Source organism: Micrococcus lacusdianchii (genome assembly GCF_023155805.1).
GTDB classification, from domain to species: domain Bacteria; phylum Actinomycetota; class Actinomycetes; order Actinomycetales; family Micrococcaceae; genus Micrococcus; species Micrococcus lacusdianchii.
In genome coordinates this window covers 1-25,016 of the sequence record NZ_JAKNUW010000012.1, presented here as the reverse complement: position 1 = coordinate 25,016, position 25,016 = coordinate 1, and the positions used below count along the sequence as shown (strand labels likewise).

Annotated in this window: 16 protein-coding genes and 1 rRNA gene; 13 read left to right on the top strand and 4 right to left on the bottom strand. The window is 73.8% G+C overall.

Translation table 11 applies throughout. The features are described from left to right. Positions 1-2,550, top strand: coding sequence for a phenylalanine--tRNA ligase subunit beta (gene pheT / locus MA879_RS08600; protein ID WP_248125177.1), 2,550 nt, complete (start codon positions 1-3; stop codon positions 2,548-2,550). Between the two features lie 2 nt (positions 2,551-2,552). After that, on the top strand, positions 2,553-3,299 hold the full coding sequence (locus MA879_RS08595) for a 4'-phosphopantetheinyl transferase superfamily protein (protein WP_248125171.1): 747 nt from the start codon (positions 2,553-2,555) through the stop codon (positions 3,297-3,299). An 18-nt stretch (positions 3,300-3,317) separates the two neighbouring features. Here the strand turns inward: MA879_RS08595 and MA879_RS08590 are convergent, their stop codons facing one another. The 3 genes from MA879_RS08590 to MA879_RS08580 form a co-directional block, all read right to left on the bottom strand. Next, positions 3,318-4,664, bottom strand: coding sequence for a M1 family metallopeptidase (locus tag MA879_RS08590; protein ID WP_248125170.1), 1,347 nt, complete (start codon positions 4,662-4,664; stop codon positions 3,318-3,320). Continuing rightward, entirely contained in the window at positions 4,661-8,728 is a 4,068-nt protein-coding gene (locus MA879_RS08585; protein WP_248125168.1) for a Pls/PosA family non-ribosomal peptide synthetase, read from the bottom strand. Before MA879_RS08585 ends, MA879_RS08590 begins: the two co-directional genes overlap by 4 nt. A gap of 129 nt (positions 8,729-8,857) precedes the next feature. Continuing rightward, complete coding sequence (locus MA879_RS08580) at positions 8,858-9,853, bottom strand: quinone oxidoreductase family protein (RefSeq protein WP_248125166.1); 996 nt, start codon at positions 9,851-9,853, stop codon at positions 8,858-8,860. A 94-nt stretch (positions 9,854-9,947) separates the two neighbouring features. On the opposite strand from MA879_RS08580, the gene argC reads away from it, so the two are divergent. The 6 genes from argC to argR are packed head-to-tail and all read left to right on the top strand — an operon-like array spanning position 9,948 to position 15,944. Continuing rightward, positions 9,948-10,988 carry an N-acetyl-gamma-glutamyl-phosphate reductase gene (argC, locus tag MA879_RS08575; RefSeq protein WP_248125165.1) on the top strand — a complete coding sequence of 347 codons (1,041 nt, stop codon included), beginning with the start codon at positions 9,948-9,950 and terminating at the stop codon, positions 10,986-10,988. Then, complete coding sequence (gene argJ / locus MA879_RS08570) at positions 10,985-12,145, top strand: bifunctional glutamate N-acetyltransferase/amino-acid acetyltransferase ArgJ (RefSeq protein ID WP_248125164.1); 1,161 nt, start codon at positions 10,985-10,987, stop codon at positions 12,143-12,145. Before argC ends, argJ begins: the two co-directional genes overlap by 4 nt. A gap of 10 nt (positions 12,146-12,155) precedes the next feature. Then, positions 12,156-13,151 carry an acetylglutamate kinase gene (gene argB / locus MA879_RS08565; protein WP_248125163.1) on the top strand — a complete coding sequence of 332 codons (996 nt, stop codon included), beginning with the start codon at positions 12,156-12,158 and terminating at the stop codon, positions 13,149-13,151. Beyond that, positions 13,148-14,491 carry an acetylornithine transaminase gene (locus MA879_RS08560; RefSeq protein ID WP_248125162.1) on the top strand — a complete coding sequence of 448 codons (1,344 nt, stop codon included), beginning with the start codon at positions 13,148-13,150 and terminating at the stop codon, positions 14,489-14,491. The genes argB and MA879_RS08560 overlap by 4 nt, the downstream gene beginning before the upstream one ends. Beyond that, positions 14,488-15,459, top strand: coding sequence for an ornithine carbamoyltransferase (gene argF / locus MA879_RS08555; RefSeq protein WP_248125161.1), 972 nt, complete (start codon positions 14,488-14,490; stop codon positions 15,457-15,459). Before MA879_RS08560 ends, argF begins: the two co-directional genes overlap by 4 nt. Then, complete coding sequence (gene argR / locus MA879_RS08550; RefSeq protein WP_248125160.1) at positions 15,459-15,944, top strand: arginine repressor; 486 nt, start codon at positions 15,459-15,461, stop codon at positions 15,942-15,944. The genes argF and argR overlap by 1 nt, the downstream gene beginning before the upstream one ends. Before the next feature lie 114 nt (positions 15,945-16,058). Here argR and rpf read toward each other — a convergent pair whose 3' ends face one another. Beyond that, complete coding sequence (gene rpf / locus MA879_RS08545; RefSeq protein WP_248125159.1) at positions 16,059-16,781, bottom strand: resuscitation-promoting factor Rpf; 723 nt, start codon at positions 16,779-16,781, stop codon at positions 16,059-16,061. A gap of 658 nt (positions 16,782-17,439) precedes the next feature. Between rpf and MA879_RS08540 the strand changes: the two genes are divergently transcribed. The 5 genes from MA879_RS08540 to MA879_RS08520 form a co-directional block, all read left to right on the top strand. After that, on the top strand, positions 17,440-18,681 hold the full coding sequence (locus MA879_RS08540; protein WP_248125157.1) for an argininosuccinate synthase: 1,242 nt from the start codon (positions 17,440-17,442) through the stop codon (positions 18,679-18,681). 90 nt (positions 18,682-18,771) lie between these two features. Beyond that, positions 18,772-20,232, top strand: coding sequence for an argininosuccinate lyase (argH, locus tag MA879_RS08535; protein WP_248125155.1), 1,461 nt, complete (start codon positions 18,772-18,774; stop codon positions 20,230-20,232). A 130-nt stretch (positions 20,233-20,362) separates the two neighbouring features. Continuing rightward, positions 20,363-22,645, top strand: coding sequence for a HelD family protein (locus tag MA879_RS08530; protein WP_248125153.1), 2,283 nt, complete (start codon positions 20,363-20,365; stop codon positions 22,643-22,645). 87 nt (positions 22,646-22,732) lie between these two features. Beyond that, complete coding sequence (gene tyrS / locus MA879_RS08525) at positions 22,733-24,091, top strand: tyrosine--tRNA ligase (protein WP_248125152.1); 1,359 nt, start codon at positions 22,733-22,735, stop codon at positions 24,089-24,091. A gap of 727 nt (positions 24,092-24,818) precedes the next feature. Then, positions 24,819-25,016 (top strand): 16S ribosomal RNA (locus MA879_RS08520); the annotation flags it as partial.

Genomic DNA, 25,016 nt, shown 5'->3' with positions numbered 1-25,016 from the left:
GTGCGTATCCCGCTTGACTGGCTGCGCGAGTTCGCGCAGGTCCCGGCCGACGCCACCGCCGAGGACGTCCTCGCCGACCTCGTGACGGTCGGCTTCGAAGAGGAGGACGTGCACCGTCCCGCGGACGGGCTCACGGGCCCGCTCGTCGTCGGCCAGGTGCTGTCCAAGGAGCCCGAGCCGCAGAAGAACGGCAAGACCATCAACTGGTGCCAGGTCCGCGTGGTGCCCGAGGGCGCCGAGCAGACGCTCACGGGCGAGGGCGTGGAGCCCTCCGGCGTGCAGGGCATCGTGTGCGGCGCGCAGAACTTCGAGGCCGGGGACAAGGTGGTCGTGTGCCTGCCCGGCGCCGTGCTGCCGGGCGACTTCCGGATCTCCCCGCGCAAGACCTACGGCCACGTGTCGGCCGGCATGATGGCCTCGATGCGCGAGCTCGGCCTCGGCGACGACCACGAGGGCATCATCGTGCTCTCCGACCTCGGCCTGGACGCGGAGGTCGGCACGGACGTGTTCGACCTCTTCGGGCTGCGCGAGCAGGCTGCCGAGGTCAACGTCACCCCGGACCGCTCGTACGGGTTCAGCATCCGCGGCATGGCCCGGGAGTACTCCCACGCCACCGGCACCGCGTTCACCGACCCGGCCGCCGGCGTCACCCCGCCCGCCGCGGACGACGCCGGCCCGTCCGTCACGCTCGCGGACGAGGCCCCGATCTACGGGACCGACGGGTGCGACCGCTTCGTGGCACGCGTGGTGGAGGGCGTGGACCCGGCCGCGGCCACGCCGCCGTGGATGGCCGCGCGCCTGCGCCTGGCCGGCATCCGTCCGCACTCCCTGGCCGTGGACGTCTCCAACTACGTGATGTGGGAGCTCGGCCAGCCGCTGCACTTCTACGACGCGGACCGCCTGACCGGCGGGATCACGGTGCGCCGCGCCGCCGCGGGGGAGACCCTGCGCACCCTGGACGACAAGGAGCGCACCCTCGACCCCGAGGACCTCGTGATCGCGGACGAGTCCGGCGCGATCGGGCTGGCCGGCGTCATGGGCGGCGCCGCCACCGAGGTCTCCGAGACCACCACGCGCGTGCTGATCGAGTCCGCGCACTTCGACCCGGTGTCGATCGCCCGCACCCGGCGCCGCCACCGCCTGCCCTCCGAGGCCTCCAAGCGCAACGAGCGCGGCGTGGACTGGGAGATCGCCGACGAGGCCGCCGAGCGCGCCGTGCAGCTCCTCGTCGAGCTCGCCGGCGGAACGCCGGCCGCGGGCGTCACCGACGTCGGCGAGCGGCCCGCGCCCGTCGTCGTCGAGCTGGACCCGGAGTACCCGTCGCGACGCATCGGCGTGGACTACCCGCGCGAGCGCGTCGTCGAGCTCCTGGAGATGCTCGGCGCGCAGGTCGAGGACGCCGGGAACGTGCTGCGCGTGACCGCGCCTTCGTGGCGGCACGACCTGCGCGTGCCCGAGGACTACGTGGAGGAGGTCGCCCGCCTGGACGGCTTCGACCGCATCCCCGCCACCCTGCCCGTCGCTCCGCCCGGGCGCGGACTGACCCGCGCCCAGGCCCAGCGCCGCCGCGTGGCGGACGTGCTGGCCGGCGGCGGTCTCACCGAGGTGCTGACGTACCCGTTCGTGTCCGAGGCGCAGAACCGCCTGTTCGGATCCGCCACGGAGGCCGAGGGCGCGGCCCAGCGGATGGTGCGCCTGGCCAACCCCATTTCCTCCGAGTTCGGCTGGCTGCGGACCTCGCTGCTGCCGAACCTGCTGGAGGCCGTGCGGCGCAACGCCTCCCGCGGCTTCAAGGACGTGGCCCTGTACGAGGTGGGCGCCGTGTTCCTGCCGGGGCAGACCCTCGGGTCGCCCTCCAATGAGCCGATCGGGGTGCAGCCCTCGGCCGAGACCCTCGACGGCCTGCAGGCCGGCATCCCGGACCAGCCGCGCCACGTGGCCGGCGCGTTCGCCGGGCACGAGGCCGCCCCGGGCGCCGGGTTCACCCCGCGCGCCTTCGACTGGCAGGACCCGATCGCCGCGGCGCTCGCGGTGGGCCGTGCCGTGGGCGTGGAACTGACCGTGTCCCAGGGCGCGCACCAGGCGTTCCACCCGGGCCGCACCGCGGAGCTGTCCCTGCCGGACGGCACCGCGGTGGGCGTGGCGGGCGAGCTGCTGCCCGCGTGGCTCGAGGCCGCGGACATGCCCGCGCGCACGGGCGCCTTCGAGCTGGACCTCGACGCCGTGCTGGCCGCCTCGGCCGAGCGCGTGGTGGCCCGCCCGCTGTCCACCTACCCGGCCTCCACCCAGGACGTCGCGCTCGTGGTGGCCTCGGACGTGGTGGCGGGCGAGGTCCGCGCCACCCTGGCCGAGGGCGCCGGGGACCTGCTCGAGGACGTCGCCCTGTTCGACGTCTACGAGGGCACGGGCGTGCCGGAGGGCCACAAGTCCCTCGCGTTCACCCTCCGGTTCCGCGCGCCGGACCGCACGCTCACCGCGGACGAGGCGTCCGAGGCCCGCGCCGCCGCCACCGCGCTCGCGGCCGAGCGCCACGGCGCCGTCCAGCGCTGAGCATGACCGCCCGCCCCGCCGACGCCCTGCCGGGCGTGTGGGGTCTGACGACGGCCGTCCCCGCCCTCGCGGGGGCGGGCGTCGCCGCAGGCGGGGACGACGGCCGCGCCGCGGGGGACCGCGTCCTCCTGGACCGGGTGCGCGCGGCCCTGTCCGCGGTGTGGGGTCAGGACCCGGGCGCCCTCGGGCTGGCGCGGCGGTGCCCGGCGTGCGGCTCCGGGGAGCACGGGGCCCCGCGGCTGACCGGCCTGCCCGCGGGGCGGCAGGCGTTGATCTCCCTGTCCGGCGTGGCCGACGACGACGGCGCGCCCCTGCGTGCGGCCGCCTGGTGGACGCCCGGTCCGGGGGCCGGGCCGGCCGGTCCCGCGCCTCGTCCGTGGCGGCGCGGGGGCGGACCGGCCCCGGCACCGTCGGTCGCGGGACTGGGCCTCGACGTGGAGCGTGCGGACGCCTCCGCCTTCGCCGGGTCGGAGTCCCTGGGGGAGGTCGGCTTCGCCGCGGACGAGCTCGCGTGGGTCGAACGCCACGCCGCGGCCGCGCGGCCCGCCGCCCGCGCGCGGCTCTGGACCCGCAAGGAGGCCCTGGTCAAGGCCGCCGGGACGGGCTTCCGCGCGGATCCGGCACAGGTGCCGGCGCTCACGCCGGTGCCGGGGGCCGCCGTCGCCGACCTGGCGGCGGAGGTCCTCCGGGCCGCGGGGCTGCCGCCGGCCGTGCTCGGGGCGCTCGCCCTGCGCGTCCCGAGCCGCTGAGCCCGGCGGCGCCCGAGCTCAGCCCGGGAAGGCGGGCAGCTCGGGGCGGAGGGTCCAGGCGTCGAGGACGGCGTCGACGTCGCCGACCGTGACCCCGGCGCGGGGCGCCCAGCCGTGCAGGTGCGCGCGCAGGCCCGTGGAGTCCACGGTGGCGAACGCGTGCCGGGCCACCCAGTCGCGCACCGCCTCGCCGAAGGCGGCGTCGCCCAGCAGCCGCCGCAGCGCCACCACGGTCAGGGCGCCCCGCTTGTACACGCGGTCGTCGAACATGCGCTCGGGTCCGGGGTCGGCGAGGACGAGGTCCTCCGGCTGCGCCTGCAGGCCGCGCCAGGCCCGCCGCGCCATGGACGTCACGGAGGACCGGCCGGTCGCCTCAGCCCACAGCCACTCCGAGTAGCAGGCGAAGCCCTCGTGCAGCCACAGGTCGGACCAGCGGCCCAGGGTGACGGCGTTGCCGAACCACTGGTGGGCCATCTCGTGGGCGATCAGCCGCTCCGACTCCCACGAGCCGTCCAGGTGATTGGTGCCGAACAGGGACAGCCCGGCCGCCTCCAGCGGGATCTCCAGGACGTCGTCGGCCACCACGGCCGCGTAGTCCGCGAACGGGTACGGCCCGTAGGCCGCCACGAACGTCTGCATCATGCGTGCCTGGGCGGACATCGCCTGCTCTGCCCGCGCCTGGTGGCGGGGGGAGACCACGAGCCGCAGCGGGGGCACGCCCGGGGCGGCCGAGCTGCCCGGGGCGGTCACCTGACGGTAGCGGCCGATCTGCACCGTCAGCAGGTACGCGGGGACGGGCCGGTCCAGCACCCAGCGCCATGTCTCGCGGGAGCCGCGCGCGCGCACCCGCTCCCCGCGGCCGTTGGCCAGCGGCAGGTAGCCGGCGTCCGTGGTGAGGGTGATGTCCGCCGTCTGGCGCACAGCGGGGGAGTCGATGCACGGCACCCAGGTGGACGCGCCGTGGGGCTGGCCGGCGACCAGCACGCCGTCCGTCAGCTCCTCCCAGCCGATCGTGCCCCACGGGCTGCGGCGCGGGACCGGGTGGCCCGAATAGCGCAGGGTCAGCTCCACCGCGGTGCCCGCGGGCAACGACTCGCCGAGGGCCACCACCACCCGGTGCGGGCGGGACCGCGGACGGGTGGCCCGCACGCGCAGGGTGCGCCCGCCCACCGCGGCGCGGGCCTCGTCCACGGCGAGGCGGTGGAGGTCCAGCTCGACCTCGGCCGTCTGGCACAGCAGGCGCAGGTGCAGGACGGCCGTGCCGGCCACGCGGTTCGCCGCCAGCCGGACGTCGAGCTCCACCCGCAGGTGCTCCACGGTCGCCGCGGCCGTGCCGACGCCGGGCAGGTAGGGGTCGGTGCTCATCGGTCGGCTCCTTCGGTGGTGGGGTCGGTGGTGGCGGGGGACGCGTCGTCCGCGACCGGCGGGGCCGCCGTGGACCCGGTCCCGACGGGCCGGGCACCGGGCGTCCGGCCGGGGCGGCGCCACGGGGAGACGGGGTTGCCCAGCCACCACGTGCCGCCGGGCAGGTGCTCGCCGCGCATCACCAGCGACCCGGCCCCCACGGTGGTGCCCGCACCGAGACGCGCGGCGGGCAGGACCACGGAGTTCGGACCCAGCGTGGCGCCGTCGTCGAGCACCACCTCGTCCAGGGCCATGACGCGGTCGTGGAACAGGTGCGTCTGGACCACGCAGCCGCGGTTCACGGTGGCGCCGTCGCCCAGGGTCACGAGGTCCGCCTCCGGCAGCCAGTAGGACTCCACCCAGGCCCCGCTGCCGATCCGCGCGCCCATCGCGCGCAGGAACCAGACGAGGGCGGGCGTGCCGGCGGCCGCGCGGGAGAACCACGGGGCCGCCAGGAACTCCGTGAAGGTGTCCGCCACCTCGTTGCGCCAGATGAACGAGGACCACAGGGGGTGCTCGCCCGCGCGGATGCGGCCCACGAACAGGCGCTTGGCCGCCACCGTGATCAGTGCCGCCACCGCGCCCGCCAGCAGCAGCACGGCGCCGCCGAGCAGCGCGGCCAGCCACCATGAGCCCAGGGCCGCGAGCCCCGCGAGAGCGCCGCCGACGGCGATGGTGAGGGCGACGTGCAGCCACACCGGAATCGCGCGCAGCGCCTCCCAGGCCGAGCGGGCGGCCTTGAGACGGGCCGGCGGGGCGTACGTGAGGGACGCGTCGGCGTCGACCTCGGTGCGGCGCAGGCGCACGGGCGGGGAGCCCATCCACGAACTGCCCCTCTGAGTCTTGGCCGGGGCGGTGGACAGCACGGCCACGAGCGAGTCGCGGCGCAGCGTGCGGCCACCGGGGACCATGCCGGAGTTGCCGACGAACGACCGCTTCCCCACCTTGGCGGGAGCCACGTGCATCCAGCCGCCCTCGAGCGTGTAGGAGGAGATCATCGTGTCGTCCGCGAGGAACGCGCCGTCGCCCACCTGCGTCATGGTCGGCAGCAGCACCACCGTGGAGGCCTCGACGTCCCGGCCGATCCGCGCGCCGAGCAGGCGCAGCCAGGTGGGGGTCAGCCGGGAGGCGTAGATCGGGAACAGCTGGTCCCGGGCGGCGTCGAGGATCCGTTCGATTGCCCAGATCTGCCATCCGATCCGCGAGCGCACGGGGTGCCGGCCGGCGGTGACGCCGAGGGACAGCAGCCGGACCGCCGCGAGCACGAGCAGCAGCTGCGCCGCGAACCAGACGCCGGCGATCAGCGGGCTGGCCGCCAGCAGGCGGCCGGTGAGGATGCCGACGGCGTCCGGGGCGGACGTCCCGCCGGTCACCGGCGGCCACCAGGTCAGCGACCACAGCCCCACGCCGCCGGCGGCCGCCGTGGCGACCAGGGGCAGCAGGGCCAGGACGGTCGACGCCAGGGTGGAGAGCACGCTCCACCCCGGGCTCCGGGGCGGGGCGGCCTCGACGCCCCGGTCCCGGCGGACCTTCCCGGTCCTCGCGGCGGGGGAGCCACCGTGCCGCTGTCCGCCGCGCAGCCGCCCGACCACGGTCGAGCCGGCCTCGACGTGGGCGCCCGCGCCCACCCGGGCGCCCGGCAGGAGCGTCGAGCGGGAGCCGACCACGGCGCCCGCGCCGATGCGGATCCGGCCGATGCGCACCACGTCGCCGTCCACCCAGTAGCCGGAGAGGTCGACCTCGGGCTCGATCGAGGCGCCGTCACCGACCGAGAGCAGCCCGGTCACGGGCGGGATCGTGTGCAGGTCCACGTCGCGGCCGATCTCGTTGCCGAGCAGGCGTGCATAGGCGGGGATCCATCCGGCCCCCGCGAGCGAGTAGGGGTCCACGAGGTCGGTGACCTGCTGGGCCAGCCACAGGCGCAGGTGCACGCGCCCGCCGCGCGGATGCGCGCCGGGGCCCACGCCGCGCAGCAGCAGGCGGGCTGCCAGGGCGGCCAGTAGCATCCGGCCGGGGGCGGCCACCACGAGGAGGCCGACCGCCAGCAGGGCCCACCAGGACACGGTGGGCAGGCCGGGGATGAGCCCCGAGAGGGCGATGAGGTTCACCGCCACGCCGGTCCACACGCCCAGCCGCAGCGCGGGCAGCACGAAGACGGGCAGGCCGACCAGGGTCTGCGTCCACTGCGTCCGTCGGCGCGTGGCGGCCACCTCCCGCTCGTGGACCTCGAGGCGGGGGCCTCCGCCGGCGTCGTCCCCGAGGACGGCGGCCACGAGGCCGTCCGCGGTGGGGTGGCGGTACACGTCCTGGACGGTCACGGCGGGGTGGCGGCCGCGCAGGCGGGCCACGAGCTGGGCCGCGGCGAGGGAGCCGCCGCCCGCGGAGAAGAAGTCGGTGTCGCCGGAGACCGGCGCAGCACCCAGCACGGCGGCCCACTGGGCCAGGACCCAGCCGCCCGGGGTCTTCTCGTCGGGGGCGTCGGCGGCGTCCGCCGCGGTGCCCGGCAGGGGCCACGGCAGGGCGTGGCGGTCCACCTTGCCCGAGGTCTTGGTGGGCAGCGTGTCCACGAGCGCGAGGCGCGGGACGATCGCCGCGGGCAGCTCCTCGGCCAGCCGCTCGTGGGCGGCGTCCAGGTCGAAGTCCTCGAGGGGGCCGGTGGGCTTGAGGTAGCCGATCAGCAGCTGGTTGCCGGCCGGGGTGGTCCGCACCGCCGCGGCGCCGCCCTGGACGCCGGGCAGGTTCTGCAGGGCCGCGTCCACCTCGCCGAGCTCGATGCGGCGGCCCCCGACCTTGACCTGGTCGTCCGCCCGGCCGAGGAACACGAGCCCGGCGGGGTCGTGCACCACGAGGTCCCCGGAGCGGTAGGCGCGGTCCCAGCCCAGCGTGGGCATCGGGGCGTACTTCTCCGCGTCCTTCGCCGGGTCGAGGTAGCGGGCGAGCCCGACGCCGCCGATGATCAGCTCGCCGCTCTCCCCGGCCGCCACGGGCACACCCGTGGCGGGGTCGACGACGGCCAGGTCCCAGCCGTCCAGGGGCAGACCGATGCGCACCGGGCCCTGGCCGGTCAGCGGCGCGGCGCACGCCACCACGGTGGCCTCCGTGGGTCCGTAGGTGTTCCAGACCTCCCGCCCGGGCACGGCCAGGCGGGCCGCGAGCTCCGGGGGGCACGCCTCGCCGCCGAAGATCAGCAGGCGCACGTTCTCCAGGGCCTCGGTGGGCCACATCGCGGCCAGGGTGGGCACGGTGGAGACCGCGGAGATGCGGCGCTCGGCGAGCCACGGGCCCAGGTCCATGCCGGAGCGCACGAGCGCCCGGGGGGCGGGCACGAGGCACGCGCCGTGCCGCCAGGCGAGCCACATCTCCTCGCACGAGGCGTCGAAGGCGACCGAGAGTCCGGCGAGGACGCGGTCGCCGGGACCGAGCGGGTCCTCGGCGAGGAAGAGCCGCGCCTCGGCGTCCACGAACGCCGCGGCGGAGCGGTGGGAGACGGCCACGCCCTTGGGGGTGCCGGTCGAGCCGGAGGTGAAGATGATCCAGGCGTCGTCGTCCAGGCGGGGCGGCCGGGCCTCGGAGGGGCCGTCGGCCGCGCCCGTCGTCCCCGTCCCTCCGGCGGCGGCCTCCGGCGCCTCCAGACGCCGCTCGCCCGTCAGGACGCCGGCGACGCGGGCCTCGCCGAACACCAGGCGGGCGCGCTCGTCGGGGTCGTCCGCGTCCACGGGGACGTAGGCGGCGCCCACGACCAGCACGGCCAGGATCGAGACGTAGAGGCCGGCCGTCCCCGAGGCGATCCGCACGCCGACGCGGTCGCCCGCGCCGATGCCGTGGTCGGCGAGGAAGCGGGCGGAGGCGAAGACCCGCTCCTGCAGGTCGGCGTAGGTCAGCGCCGCGGCGCCGTCGTCGAGGGCCGGCGCGTCCGGATGGGCCCGGACGGTGGTCTCGAGGACGTCGATGAGCGTGCGCGGCGGGGGCGTGCGGTCGGATCCGGGGAGCTGGGGCGGGTGGACGGGGGACGTCGGTGCGGTCACGGGACCTCCGAGGACGGTGGGGCGAGGGGCGAGCGGACGGATCACCGGCACACGGGTGCCGAGCCGGTCCAGTCTAGTTCACCTGCTGTTCACCTTGCTCCCGGGGCCGCAGGGGGGGCACCCGCGACGTCAGTCCAGGGTGAGGAGCACCTTGCCCGTGGTCGCCCGGGACTCCAGGGACGCATGGGCCCGCCCGGCCTCGGCGAGCGGGACCCGCGCGCCGATGCGCACGTCGAGCCGGCCGTCCGCCCACGCGCCGAACAGCTCCTCCCCCCGCCAGCGGGTCTCCTCGGCGGTGCGCGTGTAGTGCATGAGCGAGGGCCGGGTCACGAAGAGGGCGCCGCCGGCGTTGAGGCGCTGCAGGTCGAACGGCGGCACCTGACCGGATGCGCCGCCGAAGAGCACCAGCATGCCGCGCACCCGCAGCGCGGCGAGGGAGTCCTCGAAGGTGTCCTTGCCGACGCCGTCGAAGACCGCGTGCGCTCCCTCACCGCCCGTGGCGTCCGCCACGGCGTCCCGCAGTTCGGTGTAGTCGACCGATGCGGCGGCGCCCGCCGCGCGGGAGAGGTTCCGCTTGGCCTCGGTCGAGGCGGCGGTCACCACCTGCGCGCCGTGCGCGGCCGCCAGCTGGGTGAGGAGCAGGCCGACGCCGCCCGCGCCGGCGGTGACCACCACCGTCTGACCCTCCTGCACGGGGAAGGTCGAGCGGCACAGGTAGTGGGCGGTCATGCCCTGCAGCGGCAGGGCGGCGGCGTCCGCGAGGTCCACCGCCTCCGGCACCGCCAGCAGCCCGTCCACGGGGGCGAGGAAGTACTCGGCGTACGTGGCGCGCCCGGCCGCCGTCGCCACCCGCGCGCCGCGCAGGGAGGCGTCCACGCCGTCCCCGACCTCGACGACGGTGCCCGCGCCCTCCGTGCCGGGGGTGAACGGGCGCGCCACGTCGTACACGCCGGAGCGCTGGTACGTCTCGATGAAGTTCAGCCCCGCCGCCGCCGTCCGCACGAGGACCTCCCCGGGCCCCGGGCGGGGGACCTCCGCCTCCGTCCAGCGCAGGACCTCGGGGCCGCCCGTGGTCTCGGCGACGACGGCGTGATGGGTGCGGGGCGTCGGTGCGGGGGAGCTCATGGGTGCACTCTACGAGCCGGTGGCCGGGCGCGGCCGGGGGCTCCGAGATGCATACATATTCCGAGAGTGGAATACATGGGATAGGATGACCTGCATGACACACGCCGTCGCCGTCGCCGGAGCCACCGGCTATGCAGGAGGGGAGGTCCTGCGCCTGCTCGCGGGCCACCCCGAGGTCCGGATCGGGGCCGTCACGGCCCATGCGAACGCCGGCGAGCGCCTCGGGGCGCTGCAGCCGCACCTGCCCGCGCTCGCGGACCGCGTCCTGCAGGCCACCACGGCGGACGTCCTGGCGGGGCACGAGGTCGTGGTGCTCGCCCTGCCGCACGGGGCCTCCGCGGCACTCGCCGCCGAGCTCGAGGAGCGCACGCCGGGCACCCTCGTCATCGACGCCGGGGCGGACCACCGCCTCGAGTCCGGGGAGGCGTGGGAGCGCTTCTACGGGTCGGAGCACGCCGGGACGTGGCCCTACGGACTCCCGGAGCTGCCGGGCCAGCGGGAGCGCCTGGCGGGCGCGCGACGCATCGCCGTGCCGGGCTGCTACCCGACCACCTCGATCCTCGCCCTGGCCCCGGGCTTCACCGCCGGTGTGCTCGAGCCGCGGGATGTCGTCATCGTGGCCGCCTCCGGCACCTCGGGCGCGGGCAAGGCGGCCAAGCCGCACCTGCTCGGCTCGGAGGTGATGGGCGGCATGAGCCCCTACGGCGTGGGCGGCGGGCACCGCCACACCCCGGAGATCGAGCAGGGCCTCTCCCAGGCCGCGGGGGAGCCCGTGGAGGTCTCCTTCACGCCCACGCTCGCGCCCGTGCCGCGTGGGATCCTGGCCACCGCCACCGCCCGGCTGCGTTCCGACGTCGAGCCCGCCCGCGTCCGCGCGGCGTGGGAGGAGGCGTACGCGGACGAACCGTTCGTCCACGTCCTCCCCGAGGGGCAGTGGCCCACCACGAAGGCCGTGCTCGGCTCCAACCACGTGGTCCTGCAGCTCGCCGTGGATCCGCACGTCGGCCGCGTGATCGTCACCGCGGCCCTGGACAACCTGACGAAGGGCACCGCCGGCGGGGCCGTCCAGTCCATGAACATCGCCTTGGGCCTGCCCGAGCAGACCGGGCTCGAGATCCAGGGGGTCGCACCGTGAGCGTCACCGCAGCCCGGGGCTTCCGCGCCGCCGGCGTCACCGCCGGCCTCAAGCCGTCGGGTGCGCCGGACGTGGCCGTCGTGGTCAATGACGGCCCCTCCCGCGCCGCCGCCGGCGTGTTCACCGCGAACCGCGTGGCCGCGGCCCCCGTGCTGTGGTCCCGTCAGGTGCTCACGGACGGGCGTGCGGACGCCGTCGTGCTCAACTCCGGCGGTGCCAACGCGGCCACGGGCCACGCGGGGTTCCAGGACACCCACCGCACCGCCGAGCACACGGCCGCGGCCCTCGGGGTCTCCGCCGGTGACGTCGTGGTCTGCTCCACGGGTCTGATCGGCGAGCGCCTGCCGCTGGACACGCTCCTGGCGGGCGTGGACGCGGGGGTGCGGGCCCTGTCCGCCGACGGAGGTCAGGACGCCGCCGTGGCCATCAAGACGACGGACTCGGTGGCGAAGACCGCCGTCTCCGCCGGGGACGGGTGGACCGTGGGCGGGATGGCCAAGGGCGCGGGGATGCTCGCACCCGGCATGGCCACCATGCTGTGCGTGATCACCACGGACGCCGACCTTCCGGCCCAGGCCCTCCAGGAGGCCCTCGCTGAGGCCGTGCGCACCACGTTCAACCGTGTCGACTCGGACGGCTGCATGTCCACCAACGACACCGTGGTGCTCATGGCCTCCGGCGCATCCGGCGCGGCGCCGGAGCCGGCGGTCTTCGCGGAGCGCCTGCACGCCGTGTGCGCGGACCTGTCGCGGCAGCTCGTCGCCGACGCCGAGGGAGCCGCCCACGACGTGCTCATCCGCGTGGTGAACGCGTCGTCGGAGGAGGCGGGGGAGGCCGTGGCGCGCGCCGTGTCCCGCTCGAACCTCTTCAAGGCCGCGATCTTCGGGCAGGACCCCAACTGGGGTCGCGTCATCTCCGCCGTGGGCACCGTCCCCGAGGACGTCGCCCCGTTCGACGCCGACGCCCTGGACGTCTCCTTCAACGGGGTGCAGGTGTGCCGCTCCGCCGGCGTCGGGGACCCCCGCGACGGCGTCGACCTCTCCGGCCGCGAGGTCACGGTGGAGATCGACCTCCATGCGGGGGACGCCGTCGTCGAGCTGTGGACCAACGACCTGACGCACGACTACGTGCACGAGAACTCCGCCTACTCCACCTGAGGTGACCGCCATGACCGTCCCCGCCGTTCCCGAGGGCCCCGCCACGGCCTCCGTGCCCGTGCTCTCCACCGCCGAACGCCTCGAGAGCGCCGCCGCCAAGGCGGAGGTGCTGATCGAGGCGCTGCCGTGGATCCGCCGCTTCGCCGGGACCACCATGGTGGTCAAGTACGGGGGCAACGCCATGGTGTCCGATGATCTGCGCCGGGCCTTCGCCGAGGACGTCGTGTTCCTGCGCCACGTGGGCGTGCGACCGGTCGTGGTGCACGGCGGCGGCCCGCAGATCAATGCCATGCTGGACCGCCTGGGCCTGGAGTCCGAGTTCCGCGGCGGTCTGCGCGTCACCACCCCCGAGTCCATGGACGTGGTCCGCATGGTGCTCACCGGACAGGTCGGCCGCGAGCTCGTGGGGCTCATCAACTCCCACGGCCCCTACGCGGTGGGCTCCTCCGGCGAGGACGCCGGCCTGTTCCGTGCCCGGCGGACGGGGACCGTCGTGGACGGCGAGGAGGTCGACCTCGGCCTGGTGGGCGAGGTGACGGACGTGGACCCCCGCGCGCTGCAGGACGTGCTCGATGCCGGGCGCATCCCCGTGGTCTCCTCGGTCGCCCCCGAGATCGGCCCGGACGGGCGGCCCACGGGTGCGGTGCTCAACGTCAACGCGGACACCGCCGCCGCGGCCCTCGCCGTGGCCCTCGGCGCCTCCAAGCTCGTGCTCCTGACGGACGTCGAGGGGCTCTACGCCCGCTGGCCGGATCGGTCCTCCCTGATCAGCTCGCTCACCGCGGACCAGCTGCGCGGGCTGCTCCCGGACCTCGAGTCCGGGATGATCCCCAAGATGGCCGCCTGCCTGCACGCGGTCACGGCCGGCGTCGAGCGCGCGCACGTCGTCGACGGCCGCCGTGCCCATTCGATGCTGCTCGAGGTGTTCACCTCGGCCGGTGTCGGCACCCAGGTGGTGCCCGGCCCCGGGCCGTCCGCCTCCGGGCCCGAGGAGGGGAGCGCATGAGCGCCGGACCGACCCCGCAGCAGGCGCTGCTGGACCGCTACGCGGGCGCGCTGACGGGGGTGTTCGGCGCACCCGCTCGCGCCCTCGTGGCGGGCCGGGGCGCCCACGTGTGGGACGCGGACGGCCGCGAGTACACGGACCTGCTGGCCGGGATCGCCGTCAACTCCCTGGGGCACGCCCATCCGGCGCTCGTGGCTGCTGTGAGCACGCAGCTGGGCACGCTCGGCCACGTGTCCAACCTCTTCACCTCCGCGCCGCAGATCCGGCTCGCCGAGGCGTTGCTGGACCGCGCCGGCGTGCCGGAGGGCTCCACGGTGTTCTTCTCGAACTCCGGTGCCGAGGCGAACGAGGCCGCCTTCAAGCTCGCGCGCCGGCACGGTGCAGAGGACCCCTCGGGCGGGCGCACCCGCGTCCTGGCGATGGAGCACGCCTTCCACGGTCGCACGATGGGCGCGCTGGCCCTGACCCACAAGCAGGCCTACCGGGCCCCGTTCGAGCCCCTGCCGGGCGGTGTCGAGTTCGTCCCCGGCGGGGACGCCGAGGCCCTGCGCGCCGCCCTCGCCCCCGACGCCGAGGGGCGCATCGTGGCCGCGGTGGTCCTCGAGCCCGTGCAGGGCGAGGCCGGAGTGCACGGATGGCCCGCCGGCTACCTCGCCGACGTCCGCGCGGCCACCCGCGAGGCCGGGGCCCTGATGGTCCTCGACGAGGTCCAGTCCGGCATCGGCCGGACCGGCACGTGGTTCGCGTTCCAGAACCCGGCCGTCACCGGCCAGGACGATCCGGTCGTGCCGGACGCCTTCACCCTGGCCAAGGGCCTGGGCGGCGGCCTGCCGATCGGCGCGCTCGTCTGTGTCGGCGACGGCGCGTCCCGCCTCCTCACCGCCGGCCAGCACGGCACCACCTTCGGCGGCAACCCGGTGGCCACGGCGGCGGGTCTGGCCGTCCTGGAGACCATCGACCGAGAGGGGCTGCTCGAGCACGTCCGGGCCGCCGGCGCCCGCCTCGCCGAGCGCCTGGCGGCGTTGGACGAGGTCGCGGAGGTGCGCGCCCACGGCCTGTGGATCGGCGTCGACCTCGCTGTCCCCAGGAACGTCGGTGCCGTCGAGGGCGGCCTCGCGCCCGCCGTCGTCCGCGCCGGCCTGGACGCCGGCTGGATCCTCAACGCCACCGGTCCGTGCACGCTCCGCCTGGCCCCGCCGCTCGTGGTGGACCTTGCCGATCTCGACCGCTTCGCCGAGGCCCTCCCCGGCCTCGTGCACGCCGCCATGGTCGGAGGGCCCGTCTCCTCCGGCGTCGCGGCCCCCACGACCCGCGCAGTTCCGAAGGAGCAGACCCCATGACCGCACCCGCGCGGGCCGCCGAGCCCGTCCGCCACTTCCTCGTGGACACCGACCTCAGCCCCGACGAGCAGGCGGAGGTGCTGGACCTGGCGGCCGAGATGAAGGCCGACCGCTTCCGGCACCGCCCCCTCGCCGGTCCCCGGACGGGCATCGTGTTCTTCGACAAGACCTCCACGCGGACGCGCGTGTCGTTCGCCGTCGGCATCGCGGAACTCGGCGGCAGTCCCCTCATCGTCGATCCGGGCGCGTCGCAGCTGGGGCACAAGGAGACCGTCGCGGACACCGCACGCGTGCTCGAGCGCATGGTCGGTGTCATCGTCTGGCGCACCTTCGCGCAGGCCGGGCTCGAGGAGATGGCCGAGCATGCCTCCGTGCCGGTCATCAACGCCCTCTCGGACGACTACCACCCCTGTCAGCTGCTCGCCGACCTGCTGACGGTGCGTGAGCACAAGGGCCGGACGCAGGGCCTGACGATGACGTACCTCGGCGACGCGGCGAACAACATGGCCAACTCCTACCTGCTGGCCGGCGTCACCGCCGGCATGCACGTGCGCATCGCCGGCCCGGCGGGCCACCTGCCGGACCCGGCCGTCGTCCACGCCGCGGAGGAGCGCGCACGGCAGACGGCCGGCTCCGTCCTCGTCACCACGGACGCCGCCGCGGCCCTGGACGGCGCCGACGTCGTCGTGACGGACACCTGGGTGTCCATGGGACAGGAGGACGAGAAGGCCGAGCGTCTCGAGGTGTTCACGGACTACCGGGTGGACGCAGCCGCGATGGCCCGCGCCGCGGACGACGCGATCTTCCTGCACTGCCTGCCGGCGTACCGCGGCTACGAGGTCACGGAGGACGTGTTCGATGGGCCGCAGTCCGTGGTCTTCGACGAGGCGGAGAACCGGCTGCATGCGCAGAAGGCCCTGATCGCGTGGCTCCTCTACCGCTCCGGACTCGCGGAGGACCCCCGCTGATGGCCGCTCCCACCACCAAGACGGCCCGCCAGGCCGCGATCCGGGACGTGCTCGCCACGCGGCCCATCCGCTCGCAGGCCGAGCTGTCCGCAGCCCTCGACGAGCGGGGCCTGTCCGTGACGCAGGGGACCCTCTCGCGCGACCTCGTCGACCTCGGCGCCGTGCGGATGCGCGGCGTGGACGGCATGGTCTACGCCGTTCCGGTCGAGGGGGAGGACGGCGTGCCCGGACGCACCACGGAGGCGCACGCGAGCCGGCTGGCCACGATGGCCCGCGAGCTGCTCATCTCGGCCGAGCCCACGGAGAACCTCGTCGTCCTGCGGACGCCACCCGGGGCGGCGCAGTTCCTCGCCTCGGTGATCGACCAGGCGCGCGTGGAGAATGTGATGGGCACCATTGCAGGCGACGACACCATCCTCCTGATCGTCGCAGGCAGCGCGCACGCCCCGGGTGTGGCCGCCCACCTGCTGGCGCTCACCGGCTGAGCCCGGTGGCCACCGGCGGAGGCACCGGCCCCTCCACTCCCGGATGCACGGAACGGCCCCCGACCGCGAGGTCGAGGGCCGTTCCCGGCGGTCAGGGGACCGCTGGGGCGCACATCACGCGGTGGGCAGCACGAGCTCCTGGCCGATGTAGATGAGCGTCGGATCATCGATGATGTCCTGGTTGGCCTCGTAGAGGGCCTGCCAGCCGCCCTGCACGTCGTGCTTCTTGGCAAGCTTCCACAGCGAGTCGCCCGGCTTCACGAAGAGGGTGTCCTCGGCCCGGTCCAGCTCGGCGGCGTTCTTCTTGTTGGCCTTCTCGGCGGCGGCCAGCTCGGTCTGGGAGACCTTGGCGGCGGCGGCGGCACGCTGGGCCTCGGCGCGCTCGGCGGCACGCTCCTCCTCGGCGCGCTTCTCGGCGGCCCAGTCGGTGGTGGACTGACGCTCGACCGTGGCGGCCGGAGCGGCGGCGTAGGCGTCGGGGGCGTTGTCAGCGCCGGAGAGCCCGAGCTTCTTGGAGCACACGGGCCAGGCGCCCCAGCCCTGCAGGTCCTGCAGCTTCTCGGCGCGCTTGATCTGCTCGGCCTTGGAGGCGTGGTGCGGGTAGCCCTCGCCGCCCACGGCCTTCCAGGACGACAGCGTGAACTGCAGGCCGCCGTAGAAGCCGTTTCCGGTGTTGATGTCCCAACGGTTGGTGGACTCGCAGAACGCGATGGCGTCCCAGGTCTCGACGGAGGCGGCCTGGGCCGGGGCGGCGAAGGCGGCGGCGGCGCCTGCCAGGGTCATGCCGGTCACGACGGAGGCGGTGGCACGGCGGGAAGAAGAAGAGAAGAGAGTCATGATCGAAGAGAGGTGTCGAGATCCCGTCTGCGGCCCACGCGGTGCGCGTTCCGTTCGGTCGTCCACTCCTTGGTCGGGTCAAAGACTCCAGCGGGGCGGGACGACCCTCGACGGGCGCCCGATGGAGCTTCGGTTCGCGGTCCGATCGTCACGGGCTCCTGAGGTGTCCTCGGTGCTCGATAACGGTTGGGTCACGAATCGGCTACGAGAGAGTCAACGCCGCCGTCAGGGGATCCGTCAAATCGGGGTGTGGATGACGCGGTGACACCCCACCCCTGACGCGGGTCGCTGCCATTATGTCCAGTGACGAGTCGCGCGCGGTGGACGTATTGCCATCAGGTTCTACCAGACGTCATCTACCGTCCGGTATCTCCGAGGACACGGGGCCGACCGGGCGTCCGTGATCCACCGTGATGGTCGGTGGCAATGGCACGAAATGGCAATGAAAAAACTGTGAAGGCAGGGGCTCAGGCCCGCTGTGCAGGAGTCGGGCGTGAGGTCGCGCACCACGGACGTGACTCTTCGATTCATATTCGGCGCTTTGCATAGATATGCGACGTGCGGCTAGGATCGCCACGACGCCCCCGCCGAGGTGGCCCGGTCGCCGCAGGAGCGGGTCCGCGACCCCGCCGGCGCATCCGCACATAAGGAGAAGCTCGTGAAGGAACGCATCGTCCTCGCCTATTCCGGCGGTCTGGACACCTCCGTCGCCATCGGCTGGATCGGCGAGGCCACCGGCGCCGAGGTCGTCGCCGTCGCCGTCGACGTGGGCCAGGGAGGCGAGTCCCTCGAGACCGTGCGCCAGCGCGCCCTCGACTGCGGTGCGGTGGAGGCCTACGTGGCGGACGCCCGCGACGAGTTCGCCGAGCAGTACTGCATGCCCACCCTCAAGGCCAACGGCCTCTACATGGACGCGTACCCGCTCGTCTCCGCGATCTCCCGTCCCGTGATCTCCCGTCACCTCGTGGCCGCGGCCCGTCAGTTCGGCGCCTCGACCGTCGCCCACGGCTGCACCGGCAAGGGCAACGACCAAGTCCGCTTCGAGGTCTCCATCCAGACCCTCGGCCCCGACCTCAAGTGCATCGCCCCGGTCCGCGACCTCGCCCTGACCCGCGAGAAGGCCATCGAGTACGCGGAGCGCAACGACCTGCCGATCGCGACCACCAAGAAGAACCCGTTCTCCATCGACCAGAACGTGTGGGGCCGCGCCGTGGAGACCGGCTTCCTCGAGGACATCTGGAACGGTCCCACCAAGGACGTGTATGACTACACCGACGACCCGGCCTTCCCGCCGGCCCCGGACGTGGTCACCATCGCGTTCGAGCGGGGTGTGCCCACGGCGCTGGACGGACGCACACTCTCCCCGCTCGAGATCATCGAGGAGCTCAACCGCCGTGCCGGCGCCCAGGGCGTCGGCCGGATCGACATCGTGGAGGACCGCCTCGTGGGCATCAAGTCCCGGGAGATCTACGAGGCTCCGGGCGCGATGGCGCTGATCGCCGCCCACCGTGAGCTGGAGAACGTCACCCTGGAGCGCGAGCAGGCCCGCTTCAAGAAGCACGTCGACCAGCGGTGGACCGAGCTGGTGTACGACGGCCAGTGGTACTCGCCGCTGAAGAAGAACCTGGACACGTTCATCGACGACACGCAGCAGTACGTCAACGGTGAGATCCGCCTCGAGCTGCACGGCGGACGCGCGACCGTCCAGGGCCGCCGCTCCGAGACCGGCCTGTACGACTTCAACCTCGCCACGTACGACGAGGGCGACTCGTTCGACCAGTCGTCGGCCCGCGGCTTCATCGACATCTACGGGCTCTCCGCGAAGACCGCGTCCGAGCGGGAGCAGCGGCTGGACGGCGGAGCGGACCTCGCCGACGTCGCCCGCCTGTCCAACGACTGACGCGCCGCCCTCCACGGGACGGCGGCGGCCCGGCCCCTCTCCTGGCCGGGCCGCCGTCGTCCGCCCGACCATCCGACCGAGGAGACCCACGTGACCGAGAAGAGCACCCAGCACCACGGGACCAACGAGGGTGCGCTGTGGGGCGGCCGGTTCGCCGGCGGCCCGTCCGACGCCCTCGCGGCGCTCAGCAAGTCCACGCACTTCGACTGGCGGCTCGCCCCGTACGACATCGCGGGCTCCCGCGCCCACGCCCGTGTGCTGCACACGGCCGGCCTGCTCACCGACGCCGAGCGGGACGGCATGATCGACGCCCTGGACCGCCTGGAGGCCGACGTGCGCTCGGGGGCCTACGTCCCCTCCGCCACGGACGAGGACGTGCACGGCTCCCTCGAGCGCGGGCTGATCGAGCGCGCGGGTGCGGACCTGGGCGGCAAGCTGCGCGCCGGCCGCTCGCGCAACGACCAGGTGGCCACGCTCGGCCGCATGTTCCTGCGGGACCACGCCCGCGTCGTCGCGCGCGGGGTGCTCGCCACGGTGGACGCGCTGATCGCCCAGGCCGAGGCGCACCCGTACGCCCCGATGCCGGGCCGCACCCACCTGCAGCATGCGCAGCCGGTGCTCCTGTCCCACCACCTGCTCGCCCACGCGTGGGCCTTCGCCCGCGACCTGCAGCGGCTCGTGGACTGGGACGCGCGCGCCGCGGTGTCGCCGTACGGCTCCGGCGCGCTGGCCGGCTCCACGCTGGGCCTGGACCCGAACGCCGTCGCGCACGAGCTCGGCTTCTCCTCCGCGGTGTGGAACTCGATCGACGGGACCGCCGCCCGGGACGTCTACGCCGAGTTCGCGTGGGTGGCCGCGATGATCGGCGTGGACCTCTCCCGCATCTCCGAGGAGGTCATCTTCTGGGCCACCAAGGAGGCGGGCTTCGTGCGCCTGGACGACGCCTACTCCACGGGGTCCTCGATCATGCCGCAGAAGAAGAACCCGGACGTCGCGGAGCTGGCGCGCGGCAAGTCCGGCCGCCTGATCGGCGACCTCACCGGTCTGCTGGCCACGCTCAAGGCCATGCCGCTGGCCTACAACCGGGACCTCCAGGAGGACAAGGAGCCGGTGTTCGACGCCGCCGACACCCTCGAGCTGCTGCTCCCGGCCGTCTCGGGGATGATTGCCACGCTCACCTTCCACACGGGCCGCATGGCGGAGCTGGCCCCGCAGGGGTTCGCCCTCGCCACGGACATCGCCGAGTGGCTGGTGCGGCAGGGGGTGCCGTTCCGGGTGGCCCACGAGCTCTCGGGGGAGGCGGTCCAGCTCGCCGAGGGCCGTGGCGTCGAGCTGTGGGACCTCACCGACGAGGAGTACGCCTCGATCTCCGAGCACCTCACCCCCGGCGTGCGTGAGGTCCTCAGCACGGAGGGTTCGCTGAACGCCCGTCGCGGCCAGGGCGGAACCGCCCCGGATGCGGTGGCCGAGCAGCTCTCGGCGCTGCAGGCCGCACTCGAGCCGCTGCGGGTCTTCGCCGACACCCCCGGGTCGGTGGTGGACGCGCGCTGACCGTCGCCTCGGTCCGGTCACCTGGCGGACACGCCGCGTTCATGTCACCGGCTATACGATGGGTGGTCCCTTCCGCCCGGCACGCCGCCTCCCAGGATGTGCCCCGATCCGCTCCCCGAGGTTCTCGCCGATGACCGACACCGTGTCCGCCCGTCAGTCAGAGCTCGAGCTGGAGCGGGAGCGCGTGGCCGTGCGGTACGCCCGCCTGGACGCGCTGCGGGCGGAGAAGGAGGAGCAGCTGCGCCGGGTCCGCCGGGACGGGCTGCAGGGGTCGGTGCAGAACCACTCGGAACGGGACGCCTTCGCCACGCTCTACGAGGATCGGCTGGCCCAGCTCACCGCGGTGGACGAACGCCTCGTCTTCGGGCGGCTGGACCTGGACCCGGACGCCGAGGGCCAGGTGGAGGAGCGCTACATCGGACGCATCGGCCTCACGGACGAACACCAGGACCGGCTCCTCGTGGACTGGCGCGCGCAGGAGGCCGGTGCCTTCTACCAGGCGACGGCGGCGCACCGCCAGGGCGTGGGCCGGCGTCGTCACCTGCTGCTGCGTGGCCGTGAGGTCCGCGACTTCGAGGACGACGTCCTCGATCCGCGACTCCTCGAGGGCGGCCACGCCCGTCCGCAGGCGCAGGGGGCGCTGCTCGCGTCCGTGACGGCAGCCCGCACCGGGCGGATGGGGGACATCGTGGCCACCATCCAGGCGGAGCAGGACGAGGTGATCCGCGCGGACACCTCGGGCGCGCTCGTGGTGCAGGGCGGTCCGGGCACCGGCAAGACAGCCGTGGCGCTGCACCGCGCCGCATACCTGCTCTACACCCACCGGGACCGGCTCGCGAAGTCGGGCGTGCTGGTGGTGGGACCCTCGGACGCGTTCATGCGGTACATCGAGCGCGTCCTGCCCTCCCTCGGCGAGACCGGCGTCGTGATGGCGTCCCTCGGCACCCTCATGCCCGGGGTGCACGCGACCCCGGAGCGCTCCGCCCGTGCGGCGGAGGTCAAGGGCCGGCGGGAGATGGCCGAGGTGGTGGCGCACGCCGTCGCCCAGCGCCAGCGTCTGCTCGTGGAGACGCGCCAGGTGGACATCGAGGGGACCACGGTCAAGCTCAAGCCGGCCATGGTGCGCCGGGCGCGGGATCGGGCCCGGGCCACGGGCAAGCCCCACAACGAGGCCCGCGTGACGTTCGTCAAGATCCTCGTCCGCGAGCTCGCGGACAAGCTCAAGAAGAAGCTGGAGAAGTCCTCGGGCGTCCCGGTCCAGCGGGACCTGCTGCTGGAGGACGTGCGGACCTCCCGGGACGTGCGGATCGCGCTCAACCTCTGCTGGATGCCGCTCACCCCGCAGAAGCTGGTGGGGGACCTGCTGACCCGGGAGCCCCTGCTGCGGGCCGCCGCGCCGTGGCTGTCGGACGACGACGTGGCCGCCCTCCTGCGCACGGATCCCGACGCCTGGACCGAGGCCGACGTGCCGCTGCTGGACGAGGCGGCGGAGCTGCTCGGCGAGCTCGAGGCGCCGCGTCGCGTGGGCGAGTCCGACGCCCAGCACCAGCGCAACCTGGAGAACGCGCGGGCGTCCCTGGAGAACATGCACCAGACCCTGTTCGAGATGGGGGTGGACGGCGTGGTGGACGCGGAGCAGCTGGCCGCCGCGAACGAGGTGCGCGGGGTGCGCCGCAGCACCGCCGAGCAGGCCGCGCACGACCGCACCTGGACCTTCGGCCATGTGGTGGTGGACGAGGCGCAGGAGCTCTCCCCGATGCAGTGGCGCCTCCTGGCCCGGCGCTGCCCGCTGAAGTCGTTCACGGTGGTGGGGGACATCGCCCAGGCCTCCCGGCGGGCCGGCGCCCGCTCGTGGCAGGAGGTGCTGGCCCCGGACTTCGGCGACCGCGTGCGTCTCGAGGAACTCACGGTGAACTACCGCTCGCCGGCCCGGATCACCCGCTGGGCCGCGCAGGTGGCGCGGGCCGCCGGACTCGAGATCAGCAGCCCGGAGGCCGTGCGCGAGGGCGAGCACGCCCCGGAGCTGACGGTCGTCCCGGGGGCGTCCGTCACCGAGCTCGCCGTGGCCGCCGTGGAGGCGGAGCGTGCCCGCGTGCCCGAGGGGCTCCTCGCGGTGATCGTCCCCGTGGACGACGTCGCCGCGCACCTGGACGCGCAGCGCGCCCGCTGGGGGGAGCGCGCCGACCGCACGCCGGTGCCCGGGGTCGAGGTCGTCGTCGTCACGGCCCGGGAGACGAAGGGCCTCGAGTTCGACTGCGTGGTGCTCGTCTCCCCGGAGCGCATCGTGGCGGACGCCGAGGGCGTGGTGGGCGACCTCTACGTGGCCCTGACCCGCTGCACGCAGTCCGTCCGCGTGGTCAGCGCCGCCGCGGAGGCGGAGCTGCCCGCGGGCCTGGTGCCCGTCCCCGCCTGAGCGGCGGCGCCGGCGTCGTGCCGGAGAGGACGACGCCGGCCCGCGCGTCCTCGCGCGCCCGATGGTGGCGCTCGGTAGGCTGACCGGGTGGCAGCTGAGACCGAACCCCGAGCAGAGCGCCTGCACGCGCAGGCGAACGACCCCTCCTTCGAGAACGTGTGGCAGGAGCTGACGTGGCGTGGCCTGGTCCACGTGTCCACCGATCCGGCCGCGCTCGAGGAGGCGCTGGCGGGGGAGCCGATCAGCTGCTACTGCGGCTTCGACCCGACCGCGCCGTCCCTGCACCTGGGGCACCTCGTCCAGCTGCTGCTCATGCGGCGCCTCCAGCTGGCCGGTCACCGACCGGTGGCGCTCGTCGGCGGGGCGACGGGACTGATCGGCGACCCGCGGCAGACCTCCGAGCGTGTGCTGAACTCCCGTGAGGTCGTGCAGGAGTGGGTCGAGTCGTTGCGGGCACAGATAGAGCCCTACCTCTCCTTCGAGGGGGACAGCGCCGCGCGGATGGTGAACAACCTGGACTGGACCGCCCAGATGTCCGCCCTCGACTTCCTCCGCGAGGTCGGGAAGAACTTCCGCGTGGGCACCATGGTGAAGAAGGAGATCGTCGCCAAGCGGCTGCACTCGGAGGAGGGCATCTCCTACACCGAGTTCTCCTACCAGGTGCTGCAGGGCAACGACTACCTGGAGCTGTACCGGCGCCATGGCGTGACGCTGCAGTCCGGCGGCTCGGACCAGTGGGGCAACCTGACCTCCGGCACCGAGCTGGTGCGGAAGGTGGAGGGGGCGCACGTGCATGCGCTGGGGACGCCGCTGATCACCAATGCTGACGGCACCAAGTTCGGCAAGTCGGAGGGGAACGCGATCTGGCTGGACGCGGCCATGTGCTCGCCGTACGCCTTCTACCAGTTCTGGCTCAACACCGCCGATGCCGACGTGGTGGACCGGCTCAAGGTGTTCACCTTCCTGACCCGTGCCGAGATCGAGGGGTACGCGCGGAAGGTGGCGGAGGAGCCCTTCCGCCGCGAGGCCCAGAAGCGCCTGGCGTGGGAGGTGACCTCCCTGGCCCACGGCGAGGAGGCCACCCGGAAGGTGATCGACGCGTCCGCGGCCGTGTTCGGCGGGGGAGACCTCGCCGAGGTCGACGGCGAGGTGCTGGCCGCCGTGCTCGCCGAGCTGCCCCAGGCGGACCGCACCCAGTGGTCGGGGGAGGGGGACGGCGTCAGCGCGATCGAGCTGCTCGTGTCCACGGGCCTGGTGTCCTCGAAGTCGGAGGCCCGTCGGACCGTCAAGGAGGGCGGCGCCTCGGTGAACAACGTGAAGGTGCAGGACCCGGAGCAGGTCTACACACGGGAGGACGCCCTGGCCGGCCGACACCTGCTGGTGCGCCGCGGCAAGAGGAACATGGCGGCCGCCGATCTGACGGGCCTGGGGGAGGACGAGGCCTGAGTGTGACCCACGTCATGGCGGTGTCCTGTCGGTGAACGCCGCCACCGGGTCCCTCTCGAGGCCGCGGGATCCGCGTGGACATGCGGATCTCGGGGCCGTCGTCGTCGGAGGGCACTCTCGATTTGGTGTGGGGGCCGGAGGGTGTGTAGAGTTCTTTCTCGTGCTGAGGCGCGGTCCGGTGACACGGGCGGCGCGGTGAGCAGACCACAGGCTAGGGAATCTGGCGCATGATCGCAGTTCTTCTGGCAGGGTTCACCACGGCATCCGGTTCCTTCCTTTGGGAGGGGAGCGGTATTTCTGAAGAGATGATCTGGTTCAACTGGCTGGGATCGTGTGGTAGGGTCTGATGGCCCACTGATATGAACAGCTGGTGTCGACTGCGGAAACGGAGTTGACACGGATCGTGAACGTGGTAAGGTTGTGAAGCCTTCCGATGACGGATCACGGTTCGAGATCGATCCTGGTGACGGGGTTGACAGTCTGAATCAGATGGTCTAGAATGGAGAAGTTGCTCCGGAGCGAAACGCCGCGAATGAGCGGTGCTGAAGCCGGAAGCGTCTGTTGTTTGAGAACTCAATAGTGTGCCAAGTTTTTTGATGCCAATTGTTTTAACACATTGGTTGACCAGCGTGCCCGCACCCCCGTGCGTTGTGCACCTGGTCTGCCAGGTAATCGAATGGATGTCCTGATGGTTATTTCCGGCCGTCGGGGTGTCGTTCTGTAATTTTTTACGGAGAGTTTGATCCTGGCTCAGGATGAACGCTGGCGGCGTGCTTAACACATGCAAGTCGAACGATGAAGCCCAGCTTGCTGGGTGGATTAGTGGCGAACGGGTGAGTAACACGTGAGTAACCTGCCCTTGACTCTGGGATAAGCCCGGGAAACTGGGTCTAATACCGGATAGGAGCGCCTGTCGCATGACGGG

Excerpts from the sequence above, each read along its gene's own strand:
- MA879_RS08595 (WP_248125171.1), top strand. The coding sequence starts at position 2,553 with ATGACCGCCCGCCCCGCCGACGCCCTGCCGGGCGTGTGGGGTCTGACG.
- MA879_RS08590 (WP_248125170.1), bottom strand. The coding sequence starts at position 4,664 with ATGAGCACCGACCCCTACCTGCCCGGCGTCGGCACGGCCGCGGCGACC.
- MA879_RS08580 (WP_248125166.1), bottom strand. The coding sequence starts at position 9,853 with ATGAGCTCCCCCGCACCGACGCCCCGCACCCATCACGCCGTCGTCGCC.
- argC (WP_248125165.1), top strand. The coding sequence starts at position 9,948 with ATGACACACGCCGTCGCCGTCGCCGGAGCCACCGGCTATGCAGGAGGG.
- argB (WP_248125163.1), top strand. The coding sequence starts at position 12,156 with ATGACCGTCCCCGCCGTTCCCGAGGGCCCCGCCACGGCCTCCGTGCCC.
- MA879_RS08560 (WP_248125162.1), top strand. The coding sequence starts at position 13,148 with ATGAGCGCCGGACCGACCCCGCAGCAGGCGCTGCTGGACCGCTACGCG.
- argF (WP_248125161.1), top strand. The coding sequence starts at position 14,488 with ATGACCGCACCCGCGCGGGCCGCCGAGCCCGTCCGCCACTTCCTCGTG.
- argR (WP_248125160.1), top strand. The coding sequence starts at position 15,459 with ATGGCCGCTCCCACCACCAAGACGGCCCGCCAGGCCGCGATCCGGGAC.
- rpf (WP_248125159.1), bottom strand. The coding sequence starts at position 16,781 with ATGACTCTCTTCTCTTCTTCTTCCCGCCGTGCCACCGCCTCCGTCGTG.
- MA879_RS08530 (WP_248125153.1), top strand. The coding sequence starts at position 20,363 with ATGACCGACACCGTGTCCGCCCGTCAGTCAGAGCTCGAGCTGGAGCGG.